The organism is Edaphobacter flagellatus (assembly GCF_025264665.1).
GTDB classification, from domain to species: Bacteria; Acidobacteriota; Terriglobia; order Terriglobales; family Acidobacteriaceae; genus Edaphobacter; species Edaphobacter flagellatus.
On sequence record NZ_CP073697.1, the window covers coordinates 3,905,996 to 3,921,202 of the forward strand.

General features: G+C 55.2%; 7 protein-coding genes, 1 tRNA gene and 1 pseudogene. 3 read left to right on the forward strand and 6 right to left on the reverse strand.

Annotated elements, in window-relative coordinates:
- Positions 1 to 134: 134 nt before the first annotated feature.
- The 3 genes from KFE13_RS16370 to KFE13_RS16380 form a co-directional block, all read right to left on the reverse strand.
- On the reverse strand, positions 135 to 806 hold the full coding sequence (locus tag KFE13_RS16370; RefSeq protein WP_260704539.1) for a DUF3106 domain-containing protein: 672 nt from the start codon (positions 804 to 806) through the stop codon (positions 135 to 137).
- 95 nt (positions 807 to 901) lie between these two features.
- Positions 902 to 1,402, reverse strand: a complete 501-nt coding sequence (locus tag KFE13_RS16375) for a zf-HC2 domain-containing protein (protein WP_260704541.1) — start codon at positions 1,400 to 1,402, stop codon at positions 902 to 904.
- A gap of 90 nt (positions 1,403 to 1,492) precedes the next feature.
- Positions 1,493 to 2,143, reverse strand: a complete 651-nt coding sequence (locus tag KFE13_RS16380) for an RNA polymerase sigma factor (protein ID WP_260704543.1) — start codon at positions 2,141 to 2,143, stop codon at positions 1,493 to 1,495.
- Between the two features lie 301 nt (positions 2,144 to 2,444).
- Between KFE13_RS16380 and KFE13_RS16385 the strand changes: the two genes are divergently transcribed.
- Positions 2,445 to 2,519: transfer RNA gene (locus KFE13_RS16385), tRNA-Val, on the forward strand.
- A 438-nt stretch (positions 2,520 to 2,957) separates the two neighbouring features.
- Here the strand turns inward: KFE13_RS16385 and KFE13_RS16390 are convergent.
- Positions 2,958 to 4,790 carry a CRTAC1 family protein gene (locus KFE13_RS16390; protein ID WP_260704545.1) on the reverse strand — a complete coding sequence of 611 codons (1,833 nt, stop codon included), beginning with the start codon at positions 4,788 to 4,790 and terminating at the stop codon, positions 2,958 to 2,960.
- A 116-nt stretch (positions 4,791 to 4,906) separates the two neighbouring features.
- Positions 4,907 to 6,574: a tetratricopeptide repeat protein gene (locus KFE13_RS16395; protein WP_260704554.1), complete on the reverse strand. Its 1,668-nt coding sequence runs from the start codon at positions 6,572 to 6,574 to the stop codon at positions 4,907 to 4,909.
- Between the two features lie 906 nt (positions 6,575 to 7,480).
- Here KFE13_RS16395 and KFE13_RS18725 point away from each other — a divergent pair.
- Positions 7,481 to 8,665, forward strand: a pseudogene (locus tag KFE13_RS18725) (amylo-alpha-1,6-glucosidase); the annotation flags it as partial.
- Positions 8,666 to 9,075: 410 nt separating this feature from the next.
- Here KFE13_RS18725 and KFE13_RS16400 read toward each other — a convergent pair.
- On the reverse strand, positions 9,076 to 10,965 hold the full coding sequence (locus tag KFE13_RS16400) for an alpha,alpha-trehalase (RefSeq protein ID WP_260704557.1): 1,890 nt from the start codon (positions 10,963 to 10,965) through the stop codon (positions 9,076 to 9,078).
- Between the two features lie 523 nt (positions 10,966 to 11,488).
- Here KFE13_RS16400 and KFE13_RS16405 point away from each other — a divergent pair.
- On the forward strand, positions 11,489 to 15,145 hold the full coding sequence (locus tag KFE13_RS16405; RefSeq protein WP_260704559.1) for a TonB-dependent receptor: 3,657 nt from the start codon (positions 11,489 to 11,491) through the stop codon (positions 15,143 to 15,145).
- Positions 15,146 to 15,207: the final 62 nt, after the last annotated feature.

The window sequence follows — 15,207 nt, forward strand, 5'->3', positions numbered from 1 at the left end:
TCGCGTGACTCGTGAGAGGTCTCCGACGCTGGGCCAAAAAGCAAGCAGTGCCCCTCCAGTCATAGCCCTGCCCAAACTTCCTCGCTCTATTTATAGCCGCCTTCGGGCGGCTATACCTTCTTTGGGAGCGTAGATTATTTGCCGGCTTCCTGGTTGTCGGCGGACTTCTGAACCGGGATATACGGCTCAACGGCAAGGAGGCTGGAGAGCGTTCCGCGCTCCTGATCGGAGAACTGGCCGCGGAAGCGGTCGGAGGAGAGAATGGCCTGCCGCTGGGGCTCGGGCATCTCGCGAAGGTCGCGGAAGGCCTTGCCGACAAGCCGGCGCCGATCGGGTGGAAGGCTGCTGAACTGCTGCATCGCTCCACGAACCTGCTGCCGCTGCGGAGCGGTGAGACGCGTCATGGCTTCGTTGCGCTCAAGCAGACGCTGCCGTTGTTCGGGCGGCATGTTGTTGAGCTGGGTCAGACGATCGCGCAGACGCTGCTGCGTCTCATTGGGAAGATCATGGAAACCAGGCTCTTTCTCGAGAGCTTTTTGCTGCTGCTCGGGAGTCAGATTGCGATGGTTCTCCATCCATTGAGGAAGATGGTTCTGGCCAGGATGATTGGCGTTCTGTGCAGGACGATTGTTGGGCGCTGGTGCAGGATGATTATTGCCACCCTGCATACGCATGACCGGAGGCGCGCTTCTGGAAACACCGCCTTTTTGACCGGGTTGGGCGAAGACCGCAGTGGAGAAAAACACAGACACGCAAACCACCAGGGCCGTTGGAAAGGCATGACGGATTGTATGGTTGGAGGCCATGTCATTCTTTTCTTGGGGAGGAAGGGATCAGACAGCATCCCCGTCTTTCCGAGCTTACTGCGGTTCGCTCCTTTCAGCGCAAGTTTATTTATCAGCTAGGTCGTAGGCTGCGCTGCATTGTCATCGGACGGACTCTCGTCCTGCAAAAGCTGATCCATTGTTTGCAGTGCCTGGTCATTTTTGTCGAATACCTGAAGATCGGTGATGGTTGCCGATGTCTCACGGTGAGCCGGATGCTGCGACAGGTTGGCGATCGTTCCTCCGCCGACAAGCAGGGCGACAGCGAGCGCTGCGGCAAAGGCAGGGCGGAACTGACGGCCTGTGTTGAATAACAGGCGGGCGCGCATGCGCTCCAACCAACCGGCGGGCGCATTGGCCTGTTCTTCGCGGAGACGGACGGCGAGCTTCTGATCAAAGTAGGGCGACGGCTCGGGAGCCTTCCATTCGTCGAGCAGGGCGAAGGTGGCCTCCAGAGTGGCCAGTTCCCGGCGACACTCAGCGCAGGAGTCGACGTGCGCGCGGACGGCGCTGTTGGTGGGCGCGGTCGGATCGAGGAGAAGATCCGGAAGAGCGGATTTTGAGTCGCGGCAGATCATGATGCACCTTTCCAAACTCTGTTTACTGCTGGCGCTTGAAGAAATCAGTGTGACGCGCCGTAAAGGTCCCCCCAAGAAGGGACGAAATTGCTACACAAAGGTCTTCAGCTTCTCGCGCAACGTCTGGTAGGCGCGAAAGAGCAAGGATTTGGTGGCGGACTCACTGAGCTTGAGTACGTCACCGATCTGTTTGTAGTCCAGGCCCTCGTACTTGTGCATAAGCACGGCCATGCGCTGGCGCTCAGGAAGAGCCAGGACATGCTGGCGGATGGCATTGAGGCGTTCGCGACGAAGCATCTCGCTTTCGGCGCCAATGGCGGAGTCTGCAACATCGGGCGTGGTGCCGGTCTCGGGATCGACCTCGTCAAGATGGATGGTCGAGGCCGAGCGCTCCTGCTTGGTATCGCGCGCATGGTTGACCGCAAGATTGGTGGCGATGCGGTATAGCCAGGTGCTGAATCGAGCCTCAGCGCGGTAGGTTTCCCGAGAACGGTAGACGCGGAGGAAGACTTCCTGTGCGAGCTCTTCGGCAACGGCCTGATTGTGCACCATCCGATACATGAAGTGGATGATGGGCTTGCGATATTTCTGAATCAGATAGTCGAACCCTGCCATGTTGCCGGAGCGCAGCTCGAGCATGATGGCTGCGTCGTCCATGTGGACAAAATCGGCAGGGGCGTGGTGCTGGGCTGTCGCTGGAAGTTGTTCTACTAATTGCGGGTTGAGCGCCAGAGTAGCCATATCCTTGCTAACCCCATCTTTGCCTCGAGGTTGCGCTTTTGGAGGAAATTCTGCGTCGTCCCCGGAAGATGATGGAGGTGAGGGATTTGACCGGTCTGGAGGGGGAGTTTGCGACATCGGCTCCGGTAGATTGTACCGCCGCTGAAGTGGCAGAGGAGAATGATCTGGAGGTGAATTCCAAGTGGTTGCTTCGAAATACACGAGGAATTCGGGCTTTGGTTAATTCTGGAAGGGAATGGTATCCTTACCTAAGCGGAATCTGCCCCTTCAGAGGATTTCTGATGCGTGGCTCATGCCCCAAGGGCGCATAACTCAGCGGTAGAGTGCCACCTTCACACGGTGGAAGTCGTAGGTTCGAATCCTGCTGTGCCCACCATAAAATCAATGAGTTACACCGTCAACCTCTTCTGTTGAGGGCACAAAAGACACAAAAAGGCACAAAACCCTCCACAACATCTTGTGGTTGCCATTTCATGCCACGCTCTGTTCTCTAGGGAGCGTTTGGCGGTCGCATCCACAACCTAATTTGCGAGATCTACAGGCTCGTATGTCTGGACTGAGCAATGAATTTCCGCCGACGTCCAAGGGACATTACTGCTCCCCAGCTGGGATCGCGGTTATACGTTCCTGAGAATGAGCGAAAAGCAATTCAAGATCTGGCGACCCATAATGGGGCTGCCTTGTACCAGCTGCAAAAACTGGAACACCCTCAGCAATTCCTGGGCAACGTGTCAGGAAGATTTATCCGTCGTCGGGTCGCGCCCTGCGAAATCGCGCCAGAAAGCATCCCTGATAGCGGAACAGGTTTCTGGGATCAGGATTTCGTAGCTGAGGCCATCGGTGTGGTTTTGAGAATTTTGCCACCCTCCTGGATGACATACAGGTTGTTGGCGGCAAGCTCGGGGAGTTTATCGATTGCGCCCGAGGGCCAGCGAATTTCGATGTCAGCTTTCGTGGCGCGGTCCAGGCCGAAGTGAATGCGGAGATCGCTTTGCGAGAAGTAGCTACCTCCACTACGGACCTCGTCAATCTGGACAATTGGCTTTGCGTCTAACGCGGATCGCATGGTGACAGCGATGCGTGCGCCGATGCCGGTTCGATTGGACTTGGTGCCTACAGTGCGAATCTTGATCCAGTTGCGGCCGGTGGTTGAATCGCAGCGGATGAGTTGAGGCAAACTGTTGACGCAGTTGACGGCGATGTCGATATCGCCGTCATTATCGTAGTCGCCGAAAGCGGTACCGCGCGCGGCAACTGCTGCGATCATGCCGGGACCGGCTTGATCGGTAACCTCCTCGAACTGACCATTGCGGAGATTACGGTAAAGGTATTTGTGCTCGGCGTAAGGCGCGTCGATATGGGTTCCATCGACTTCGGGGTAGACATGGCCATTGGACATGAGCAGGTCGAGCCAACCGTCGTTATCCATATCGAAGAAACCTACGCCCCAGCCGAGGAAGCGAGTGTTGACGCCGAGGCCGGAGAGGTAGGTGTGGTCTTCGAAGTTGCCGTCGCCAAGGTTGAGGTAAAGAGAATCGGTATCACCGGCAAAGTTAGTCTTGACGATGTCGAGCATGCCGTCGCGGTTGAAGTCACCGATGGAGACGCCCATGCCGGCCTGGGGTTTGCCGTCAGGAGAGTAGGCGATGCCGGATTCGATAGCAACATCTTTGAAGGTTCCGTCCTTTTGATTCTGATAGAAGGTGGCGGCCGTGGAATCATTGGCGACGTAGATATCGGGCCAGCCGTCGTTATCGAGATCGGCCACAGCAACCGAGAGAGCGTAGGTGCCTATCGTGTTCCACATCCCAGACTTTTCGCTGACATCGGTGAAGGTGCCGTCGCCGTTGTTGCGATAGAGGATATTCTTACCGCCTTGCAGGCCTGGGGGCCCGCAGGCAACCTGGATGCCTTTGTACGCGCAGCCGGCGGCTTCGGGGAGAGGAGCCGTTTTAATGTCGAAGTCAATGTAGTTGGCGACGAAGAGGTCGAGATGGCCGTCGCGGTCGTAGTCGAGGAAAGCGCAGCCCGTGTTCCAGCGGGTCTTTGGTTGGAGTAGGCCGGCTTTGGCGGTGACGTCGCTGAAAGTCCCGTCGCCGTTGTTGCGATAGAGGACGTTTTGGCCGTAATAGCTGACGAAGAGATCGTTCCAGCCGTCGTTGTTGTAGTCGCCGACACAACAGGCCTGCCCCCAGCCGCTGCGGGCCAGGCCTGACTTCAGGGTGACGTCCGTGAAGGTGCCGTCGCGATTGTTTTTGAAGAGATGGGAGATGGGTTCCTGGCCTTTTGGGAAGCCTTCGATGCGGGAGCCGTTGACTAGGAAGATATCGAGCCAGTCGTCGTGGTCGTAGTCGAAAAAGGCGACCCCACAGCCTGTGGTCTCAAGCAGGTAACGATTTTTATGTTCGCTGCCATAGATGGTTTTGGCGTTGAGGCCTGATTGCCTGGCGACATCGATGAAGGTAACTCCAAGAGGAGTTCCGGAGACAGGAGAGGGCGATCCTTTGGGTGCAGGGCGTGGCTTGGCGTCGTAAGTAGAGCGGGAACCAATTTGAGGCGCTTGAGCCAGAGAGAGGACATCTTCGATTGAAAGTACAAGTGCGGTACGCGAGAGGGAGGTGAGGAAGTTGCGCCGGGACCAGTTCAATGGAAACACCCTTTTTGCAACTCGCGGTGAGAGCAGTCAGAGTAAGCGATGCCGCGGTTGGAGTGAGTATAGAGAATGGTGGGAGGTCAGGCAATCTTTGCGTTAAACACTTGTACTCAGGGAGTAGATCGTTGTTTGGCAGAGAGCTTCTGCGATTGTTGACGTTCGAGAGCGGCGTCGGCTGTTCGACCCTGCCGGCTGTAGGCATCGGCGAGCGCGGCGTGAGCTTCGGCATAGTTGGGGTCGGCGGCTACGGCAGCCTGTAACTGTGTGATGGCTTCAGTAATCTGCCCGCGCTGGAGCAGCGTACGGCCGCTGTCGAGAGAGAAGTTGGCTCTCTGACGGCTGACGGCGACGCGGCTGAGATCGGCGGCGATTTTGCGCTCGGCGGCAGCGCCTGCGGTGTCACCCTGGCCGATGAAAATGGAGGCGAGTGTGATGTGTGGGCTGGGCTGATTGGGCATCAGCTCGATAGCTCGCCGGAGTGCGGCGATGGCTTTTTCGGGCTGATCGTTTTGTTTATAGACATTGCCGAGCATAGCCCAGGCGTCGCCGTGGTCAGGGCGGAGCGAGGTGGCGCGCTCAAGCTCGGTTTGCGCCTCTGCGAAATGAGCGAGCTGCATATAGAGAATGCCGAGAGTGTATGGAGGATCGGGGAGCGCAGGATCGAGTTTGGCGGCCTGCTCGAACTCGGAGATAGCATTATTGGCGTCGTCCTTGAGCTTGTAAGCGAGACCCAGATCATAGTGGAGCTGCGGGTTTGCCGGATCTGCAGAAAGACCGTCGCGGAACTGCTCGATGGCGTGATCGAGATCAGCCTGCTGGAGATAGGCTACGCCGAGGTCTTCACGTAGTGTGGGGCTTGAAGGTGTGAGTGCGAGCGCTCGTTGATAAAGCGGAATGGCACGTTTGGCATCGCCGAGTTGTACGAGTGCGAGCGCATTATTGATGAGTGTGGGGGCGTCTAGCGGGCGAGCCGCGGTGACCTGTTCGAAGAGTGGGAGAGCTGCTCGCGGATTGCCTGTTGCCTGGAGAGTGAGAGCCAGTTCGTATTTGGCGTCAATCGATGATGGTAGAAGTTGGATAGCTCTGCGAAGAGTGGAAAGCGATAATTCATCCTGGTTGGCTGCGCGGAGCGCACGACCGAGTTGCAGAAGGTAGTCGACATTCTTTGGCGCAAGATCGGAGGCTTTTGTAAGCGAGGCGACGGCACGAGCGGGATCGTGTTGCGCGAGATAAGCGGAGCCGAGATGATAGTACGCTGAGGCAAGCGAGGGAGTGAGTGCGAGCGCTTGTTGAAAATGGGACGTGGCTTCGCTGTAGTTTTGTTGTTGTGCGAGCAAGGCGCCGAGAGCGTCGTGGAGCGCGGCATTATCCGGGGTAGCGGCAAGGGCTTGTTGAAGACGGGTCTGCGCAGTTGCTGGTTGCGAACTGGCTTGCAGAGCTGTGGCGTAGGCGATGATCTGTTCCGGTGTGAGTGTAAGGTTGGCTTTATCCGCAGTTTCGAATAGGGGAACTGCCTGCTTATAGTTACCGAGTTGCGTATAGGCAAGAGCAAGATTAAGTGCGGTGTTCGCATCGTTGGGATCGAGCCTGTGTGCGATTTCGAGCTCAGTTGCAGCGGATTTGACGTCGTTTTCAGCGAGGAGAACAGTACCGAAAGCAGAGTGGCCTGCTGCAATGTTAGGTGCGAGGTGGACGACACGTGCGAACTGCGTATGGGCAGTGCGGAGATCGTTGCGCTGGTAAGCCTCAGTGCCGGCGTGGAAAGCAATGTCCGCCATTTTTGCGACGCTGGCTGATGTTTTGTTCTGTGGTTGCGCGGACGGCAAAAGAAAGGCCAGCACGATCCATAGCTGTATGGTGCGTCTTGAACCGCGGTGCATGGAGAGACTATCGCGCATTTGGGGAGGTGAACGCAAACGTAGAGTTTCAATGCGCACGAGGCGCGCTGTTGTGAGTAGACTGGTGAATCTCTGAAGGGAGAAGTGATGCGACTGATGTGGACGGGAGCCCTGGCGCTTTGCGGAGTTGCAGCGGCACAGACGGGGTCGAATGGGATGGAGTATTTTGCGTTGCGGCAGGATGCTTTGACGATACGGCGGCCCGCTGAAGCCAACAAACCGTTCACTGTGGCGGGGACGGGGGGCGTAGTTGTCGGACGCCAGGAAGGTGTTTTTGAGGCGTGGCTGTTGCCTGTTAAGCTGCTGAGCAACCTTCGACTTGAGGCGGAGGTGGACGGGTATCCTGTGCCTATTGATCTGAATGGACAGGCAGCAGCGATTGAGGTTTCGCCCGACCACACGACGATTACGTATTCGCACATTGCGCTGACGGTGCGACAGATTATGTTTGCGCCTGACACGGCAGAAGACGGTACCGGGGCGGTGGTGTTGTTTGAGATCGATGCAGTGCGGCCTGTTAAGCTGACCCTGCGATTTACACCGGAGATGCGTCCGATGTGGCCTCAGTTGGGACTGGGCACGCCTTCGGCAGAGTGGGTATCGCGCGGGGCGAGTGGCTTCTATGTACTGCATACGGATTATCCGAATCTAGCCGGAGCGGTGGCAATGCCGGGGGCCGAACCAGGAGTGATGACTCCATATCAAGAGAGACCACAGTTCTATCCCCTGGAACTAAAGCTGCATTATGAGCCGAAGCGCGATGGCCGGCGCTACTTTCCCTTGCTGATGGCAGTGGGAAGGAGTGCTGTGACTGCCTCGAATGCCATTCTTGAAGCGAAGATTGAGAGGTTGCATGGATCAATTGCAAAACTTTATGCAGTCCATGCAGATGCGTATGAGCGGGCGGAGAAAACGGCAACTTCGATTCGTACACCGGATGCTACGTTCAATCATGCATTTTCGTGGGCGACGATCTCAATTGAGCAACTGCGGGCGAAGGCGCAGCCGTCGGGAGAGATTGGACTCGTGGCAGGATATTATGCCTCAGGTAATTCGGCGCGCCCGGGGTTTGGGTGGTTTTTCGGGCGTGATGCGCTGTACACGCTATATGCAGTTAACAGATTTGGCGATTTCGAATTGGCACGCCAGGAGTTGGAGTTCCTGATGGCGCGCCAGCGCGAGGATGGCAAGATCATGCACGAGTATTCGCAGACGGCAGCATTTACAGATTGGAAAAGTCTGCCGTACATGTATGCTGCAGCCGATGCAACTCCGCTGTTTCTGACCGCAATGCTGGATTATGTGCGATCGAGCGGAGATGTGGAGTTTCTGCGGAGACATCGCGAGGCGATTGAGAAGGCGTGGCGGTTTGAGACGACGCATGATGCAGACGGCGATGGTATCTACGACAATTCGCAGGGAACGGGATGGGTGGAGAGCTGGCCGCTGGGGATGCCGCGACAGGAGATTTATTTGGCGCTGCTCGATCAGCAGGCTTCTTCGGCAATGGCGGAGCTGATGCAAATACTGGGAAACGGAGCCGCGTCTGAGGCTGCGAAACGTGCTGACGCGGTTGGTAAGACGATTGAGGCGAAGTACTATGATGCCGCACGCGAGGCTTATGCCTTCAGCAAGAATGCGGATGCCATGGATTGGACGGCGACGGTGTATCCGGCGATTGCGTGGTGGAATGGTAAGGCCGGTGCACTGGCGCATGCGGATACAAGCTTCATGCGATGGGCCTCGCCTGATTTCTCAACAGATTGGGGACTGAGGGATGTAGCGGCGAGCGATCCGCTCTATGACCCGCTCAGCTATCACCAGGGTTCAGTGTGGCCGTTGTTTACAGGATGGATGTCTGTGGCGGAGTATCGAGCGGGGCATCCTCTATCTGGCTATGCGCACCTCATGCAGAACGCGGACCTGACGACGGCGCAGGATCTCGGAGCGGTGACGGAGCTGCTATCGGGAGACTTCTTCGTGCCGTTTGGTAGAAGTACAAGCCATCAGTTGTGGTCGTCGGCGATGGTCGTCATTCCAACGCTGCGGGGAATGTTTGGCATCGATGTAGATGCGCTGAAGCATGTAGTGCATGTCGATCCGCACCTGCCGGCCGACTGGAATGACGCAGCGGTAGAGCAGCTGCATGTAGGGGATTCAGTGTGTTCGATTGAGTATCGGCGAAGCCGTGGCGAGATGATGGTGCGCATCAAGACGCTAAGTGGAGCACCTGTACGTCTGGCGGGGGATGTTCGCGGAACAAAAAACGCAGCAGATGGATCTACTGTATCGGTCCCGCTACCACCGGTTGAGGTTTCGTTCTCCCATGGGCTTCCGCTGCCGGGAACACGCACTGCGCAGATGAAGGTGCTCAAAGAGATTCAGGAAGGGCGCTCATTGCGATTGGAACTTGAGGGAATAGCGGGTACGTCGGAGAGACTGCGCCTCCGGCGAAATGGAGCGGTTTTGAAGCTGCGGGCAGAAGGCGGCACGATCGTGGATGATGAACATGTACAAGTCAGTTTCGCGGCGGGCGAAGGATATCTGCGGCAGGTACTTGTTCTGAGTTGGTAGGCGAGGGCGTTCAGGTTTTTCTCGCGATTGAATGAGGCTGCTGAGCGTCTCTGCGTAGGCTGCGTGAGCAGATTATTCATCTGGAGATAGACGCCGTTGGTCCAGCCGAAGCCGACGACGTTGCTCTTGTAGCCGGTTGCGATTTCCACATTGGCGGTGCCGCTGACAACATTGTACTTCTCGCGGATAGTGCCATCGCGCAGAAAGTTATCTAGGATAGTCTGCGAAAATTTTGCTGCAATGCGGTCGGCATCGCTTGTGAAGTTGTATTGTGCGAGGCCTTTGATGGCGAGCCAGGTCGTGGGGGCCCAACCGAAGGGGAGGTCCCACTGTGTGCCGGAGTCAGTGTCGCTCATGGCGATGCCGCCTGGCCGCTCAAGGAGCGAAAGATGCCGGCGAAGAGAGGCGGCCTGGTCCGGCGTCGCAAGATTTGCCCATAGGGGATAAAAGGCGCTGATGTAGTTGTATATTGACTTGCGATGATGGACGAAGTCGTAGTCGTAGAACATTCCTGCGTCTGCGTTCCAGAGATATTGATTGATTGCGGTTTTACGGGCGGCTGCGCGACGGTTCCAATCGGCAGCCTCGCTGGACCGGCCGAGCAATGTAGCGAAGTGCGCCATGTCGCGCTCGTATTTGTAGAGCAGGCTGTTGAGGCAAACAGGAGCATAGCCGTCGGTTGATCCGCTGAAGGGGCCGAAGCGAAAGCTGGTATCAAAGCCTGACTCGCGCATGGCGCGATCGCCACGATAGAAAGCCGCGGTCAGGCGGTGGCCGTCAACGTGAGCTGCAGCGCAGACTTTGGAGGCCGTGATGTCGCAGCTTGTTTTTGCAAGTTCGGAAGTTTGCATTGGTGTTGGCTCGTCGGGAGCTTCGATAAGGTAGTCGGTCTGTACGCTGGGATGTGCGAGGAGCCAACGAATCACGTCTGGATAGTAAGTACTGTCGTCTGCCATCTCAGGGACAGGCCCTGCGCCTACATCGTCATAACGCGCAAGGCCCGTATCGCCGGCGAGGTGAGGCGCTGTAATCCAGACATTGTAGTCGCGTTTCGCATAGTTATAGGCGCGGGCGAGCCACGTCTTTGAGACGAAGTGTCCGCTGGGATGCTCGTAAAATTCGCGAATCATTGAAGTAAGAAAGGGCGGTTGCGAGCGGGTGAGGTGATAGGTGCGATTCGCGTTGAGGATGGAGCCGTAATTTTCAATCTCAAAGAAAAAATTCTCGATGATGCCCTGGGCCAGAGCAATCCGTTTGTCTGCAACCAGGCCGAGGATAATGAAGTAGCTATCCCATCCATACATCTCGTTGAAGCGCCCACCGGGGACGACATAAGGGTTCGGCAAATAGAGCAAACCTTCTTCGGAGACGTCTGCGGCAGTGACATCACCCATGTGTACGATCTTTCGCGGAAGATGACGAATTTCAACTCTGCAATGCAGTTGCATGGCAGTGACGGAAGACGGTGTCTCCATGCCATAGGGAAGATAGAGAACAGGAGTCGTTTGTACTTTGGTGTCAACGACGGTAGAGCAGCTATTCATCGAGCGTGAAAGCGTGTCCCAGTTGGTGCGTATGTAGGAGAGTATCTTCGTCTTGTCGGCCGTACTGTGTGCATATGTGGGCTGAGGAGAAGCTGTACCGACAAGAATGAAAAGAAGCAGGAAGAGTGCAGGAAAGCGAGCCGCTGGCTTCATCGAAGATCTCCGAACTGCGAGATTAGTCTTTCGAACGTGCCTTATTTTATGCTGTGGTTCTCTTTTGCGTTGATGTGTAGAAAGGCAATCCGAATCAGGGGGAAGCCGCGTCGATAAGGTCTTGATTCGTCGAACCAGAGTAAGGATTATTTAGCAGAGCCAGAAACAACCTATGTGTTTTGTGTAAGTTTCCAAAGAGGAGGTATGACCATCATGCAGCGAGGGGTGTTCAGAAAGGTAGATTCACAAAAGAGCCTGAGCACCGGTGTCCTTTGTTGCACAAATTGAATTTGACAGAGTTACACCATAACGAGTAGCGTTCACCCGTTCATGAGTAGCTATTCAGTCTGGCTGTAAATGTAGGTTCGGTTCGGTTGCAAGGCAGTTTCAAGGAAAGCTTTGAAAGTCCTGTCTCAACCAGAGGAACTTGCGAAAACGAGTTACACGTTCGACGAATTCGCAATCATGTATCCGTTTGGGAATGAGGCAGGACACGCAGTACTTTTTTCTGGAGTGTCTAGCGATGAGTGTCCAAACGCGAATCAAGCTGTTGTCCGTCATCTTTCTAGTAGTTTTCCTTGCCTTCACGACGAGCGCTGTTCGTGCACAGGCTGTGTATGGGGCGATTTACGGTACCGTAACCGATTCCACGGGTGCGGTCGTTCCGAACGCAACGATAACGGTTACGGATGTGGCAAAGGGAACGACGAACACGGCAACTTCAAATGCTAGTGGCGAGTTCACTGTAGACCACTTGATACCCGATGTTTATAACGTTCGAGTGACGGCGCAGGGATTCCAAAATTTTCAACAGACAGGAGTGCAGGTCTTCGCGGATACATCGGTCAAAGTACAAGTGAGCTTAACGATCGGTGGATCAGACACGACTGTCGAAGTAAATGCTGACTCTGTACCTCTGTTGAAGACAGACCGCGCTGATGTGTCGACAGTCTTCCAATCGAAGGAGATTCAAGACCTGCCCATTGCCGGGCGTAACTTTACGGGGCTGCAACTGCTGCTGCCGGGAGCGCAGGAGCTTGGGTGGAGCCATGCGGCAAGTGAGAATCCGCAGGGCAGCAAGCAGATCATGGTGGACGGGCAGGCCTTCGCCGGTACGGCATATGAGCTTGACGGAACCGATAACCAGGACCCGATCCTCGGCATCATCGTGGTCAATCCGAATCTGGACTCTCTCTCGGAGTCAAAGATCACAACGCAGAACTTTGATGCAGAGTTTGGTAAGGCGGTTTCGTCGGTCGTAACAGCGCAGACGAAGTCGGGGTCTAACAAGTTCCATGGTTCTGCATTTGACTATCGCCAAAGTGCAGCGAACCTGGCAAAAGACCCGTTCACGCAAGGGCCAGGACGGGCCGCTGTTCCTGCAGCATTGAAGAACCAATTTGGTGGATCGATTGGCGGACCGATTTTAAAAGATAAGGTATTTTTCTTCGGCGATTATCAGGGCGTCCGTCAGAAGGTGGGAACGGCCAACGTCCAGACGGTTCCATCATCGCTTGCTGTAGAGACATGCTTGGGCAAGCAGGTGGGGCCAAGTGGCATTCCTGGTTGCGACTTCAGCGAATATGCGGTTACTACTGCCAATGGTGGTCCCGGTGCTGTCATATATCAGGTGAATGGAACCCCATATCCCGGGAACGTGATTCCTGCGTCGCAGGTCTCCCAACAGGCGAAGAATTTCTTCGCAATGTTGGAGCCATACAAGCCCAACACGGTCGGTAATTTTAACGGCTTGAAGAACAATTATGCAGGATCGGGAACCGGAGGCCTGAACAGCGATCAGTGGGATGTTCGCGGCGATTACCAGATGAACGATAAGATCCATTTCTTTGGAAGATTCAGCCGGTTTACTGACACCCTAACCGGAAAAACGATGTTTGGCGCTGCCGGTGGTGCCGGATTTGGTTTAGGCGGATATGGCGGAACGTCAACTGGAGCCAATGACAGCGTTGCGCTAGGCACGGATATTGCGCTGAATGCAAAGCTGGTGACTGATATTCGACTAGGGTATTTTCGATACAACATCATCACGTCCAAATATGACCAAAACGTTCAGTTGGCAAACCAGCTTGGCATACCCGGTATGAACACTTCCGATCCAATTACAGGCGGTGCCCCGAGCTTCCAGCTAGAGGAGGTAGGTTCGTTTGCCGGAAAAGCCGAGCCATCGAATCCACAGAGCCAGGGACCACAGTATGGCGCTGGTCTAAACGTGGATCGTTGCAACTGTCCCTTGAAAGAGCGCGAAGATCAATACCAGTTAGTCAACAACTGGACGAAGATAATTGGGAATCATTCCATCAAATTTGGAGCTGACCTGCGTTATGCTCGCAATCTACGTGTGCCGAGCGACAATGATCGCACAGGAATCCTCTACTTCAGTGCTCAACCGACGTCGAACGGATCTACTGGGGGGCTTAGTTTTGCAACGTTCGCTTTAGGCAAGGTAACCGGATTCAAGCGTTATGTGAGCACTTCTACAAACGCGAAAGAATTTCAGAAGCGCGACTTCTTCTACGTTCAGGATACGTGGAGGGTGACTCCGAAGCTAACGTTCAACTATGGCCTCCGATACGAGTTTTACTTCCCTGAGACGATCAATGCCAAGGCTAACGGTGCCTTGCTCGATATGAATACAGGTTTCCTGAATGTTGCAGGTGTAGGCAATATTGCAAGCAATATGAACTGGGGAAGAGATACGAATACGTACAGTCCGAGAATCGGTATTGCGTACCAGGTGACGCCGGCAACTGTGATTCGCGGTGGCTACGGTCGCAGTTTCGATATCGGTGTCTTTGGCTCGATCTTCGGACATGCTGCGACACAAAACCTGCCAATTCTTTCAAGCCAGGAGATTGTATCGACCGGTGGCGCTTTGAGTCAGGCGTTTATGTTGGCGTCGGGACCTCCTGCTCCAACACCGACCCCTGTTCCCGGCAATGGGTTATTGCCGAATCCCGGGTACGCGGTCAACTCGAGGGCCCGGCCTAATTCGCTGCGTCTCCCAAGTTTGGATGCCTGGAATGTTTCGCTGCAACAATCCTTCACGCCGACGGTGTCTTTAACAGTTGCTTATGTCGGGAATAAAGGGACACATACGCTCGGCGACACTGCCGGTAATACGACGAACCCCAATGAGTCTGCTATCTTCCTGCCGGCGCAGTATAGTATCACCGGTCAGCCACTCCACTATGATCCATCAGTTAGCTCGACAACCAACTATGGAGTGAAAGCCTTGAACGGACAGCCTGTCCCAGGCATCTCTCCTTCCGGCGGCACCGGGAATCAGACCTATCTGCAGCGCTACTATGGGGGGAAATTGCCCGCATGTGCTGTAGCCGGATACCAGGCACAAGTGGGCGATCCGTTAATCGGGCCAGGCCAGTGCGGTTGGACGAATGGTATTACGGATTACAGCAACAACTTCAATTCGCACTACAACGCACTGCAGGTAACGTTGACGAAGCAATTCAGCAAAGGGCTTTCGGTCAATGGAAACTATGCGTGGCAACGCGCTGTCAGTTACCAGACCAGTTTTTCCAGCTGGGACATGAGAGCAGTGAAGGGACGTGATAGTTCGCTACGACAGCAGCAGGTCATCATCTACGGACTGTATGAACTTCCCTTCGGACGAAATAAGCTATTGCTCAGCAATATCCCTTCGGCGTTGAACTATATCGTGGATGGATGGCAGCTTAGTCCGGTATTGAATTACTCGAGTGGTTTGCCCTTTTCGCTTTCCTACAACGCATGTAGTGCATCGGCCCCTGGCTCGGCGCCATGCCTGGTCAATGGAAATCCTGGCGCATTCCAGCCGCAAATATCGGGTTTCTCGGGGAATGGTCTCGTATATTTCAAAGGAAAACCATTGAGCCAGACTCCATTTACAGCTCCCGGGCTGGACCAGATCGGAACCATTGGAAGAAACAGCGTATTTGGTCCCCACTTCTTCAACACGGATCTTGCGGTCTCTAAAAATTTTCAGATTCACGAGGATGCGTTCTTGCAGTTCCGCATGGATGCGTTCAATGTATTCAACTACATTAGCTTTGGACTGCCGAGCGGAAACATCGAACAGGACGGAGCGATCAGTAACGGACCGGGTAAGGATGGCACCGCGAATCCGCGGCAGCTGCAATTCTCGTTACGTGTTCAGTTCTGACGCATTTGGAGTTGCCGATTGTAGAGAAGGGAAGCCAAGGCTTCCCTTCTACTATTTGGAAG

Excerpts from the sequence above, each read along its gene's own strand:
- KFE13_RS16375 (WP_260704541.1), bottom strand. The coding sequence starts at position 1,402 with ATGATCTGCCGCGACTCAAAATCCGCTCTTCCGGATCTTCTCCTCGAT.
- KFE13_RS16370 (WP_260704539.1), bottom strand. The coding sequence starts at position 806 with ATGGCCTCCAACCATACAATCCGTCATGCCTTTCCAACGGCCCTGGTG.
- KFE13_RS16400 (WP_260704557.1), bottom strand. The coding sequence starts at position 10,965 with ATGAAGCCAGCGGCTCGCTTTCCTGCACTCTTCCTGCTTCTTTTCATT.
- KFE13_RS16395 (WP_260704554.1), bottom strand. The coding sequence starts at position 6,574 with ATGGCGGACATTGCTTTCCACGCCGGCACTGAGGCTTACCAGCGCAAC.
- KFE13_RS16405 (WP_260704559.1), top strand. The coding sequence starts at position 11,489 with ATGAGTGTCCAAACGCGAATCAAGCTGTTGTCCGTCATCTTTCTAGTA.
- KFE13_RS16380 (WP_260704543.1), bottom strand. The coding sequence starts at position 2,143 with ATGGCTACTCTGGCGCTCAACCCGCAATTAGTAGAACAACTTCCAGCG.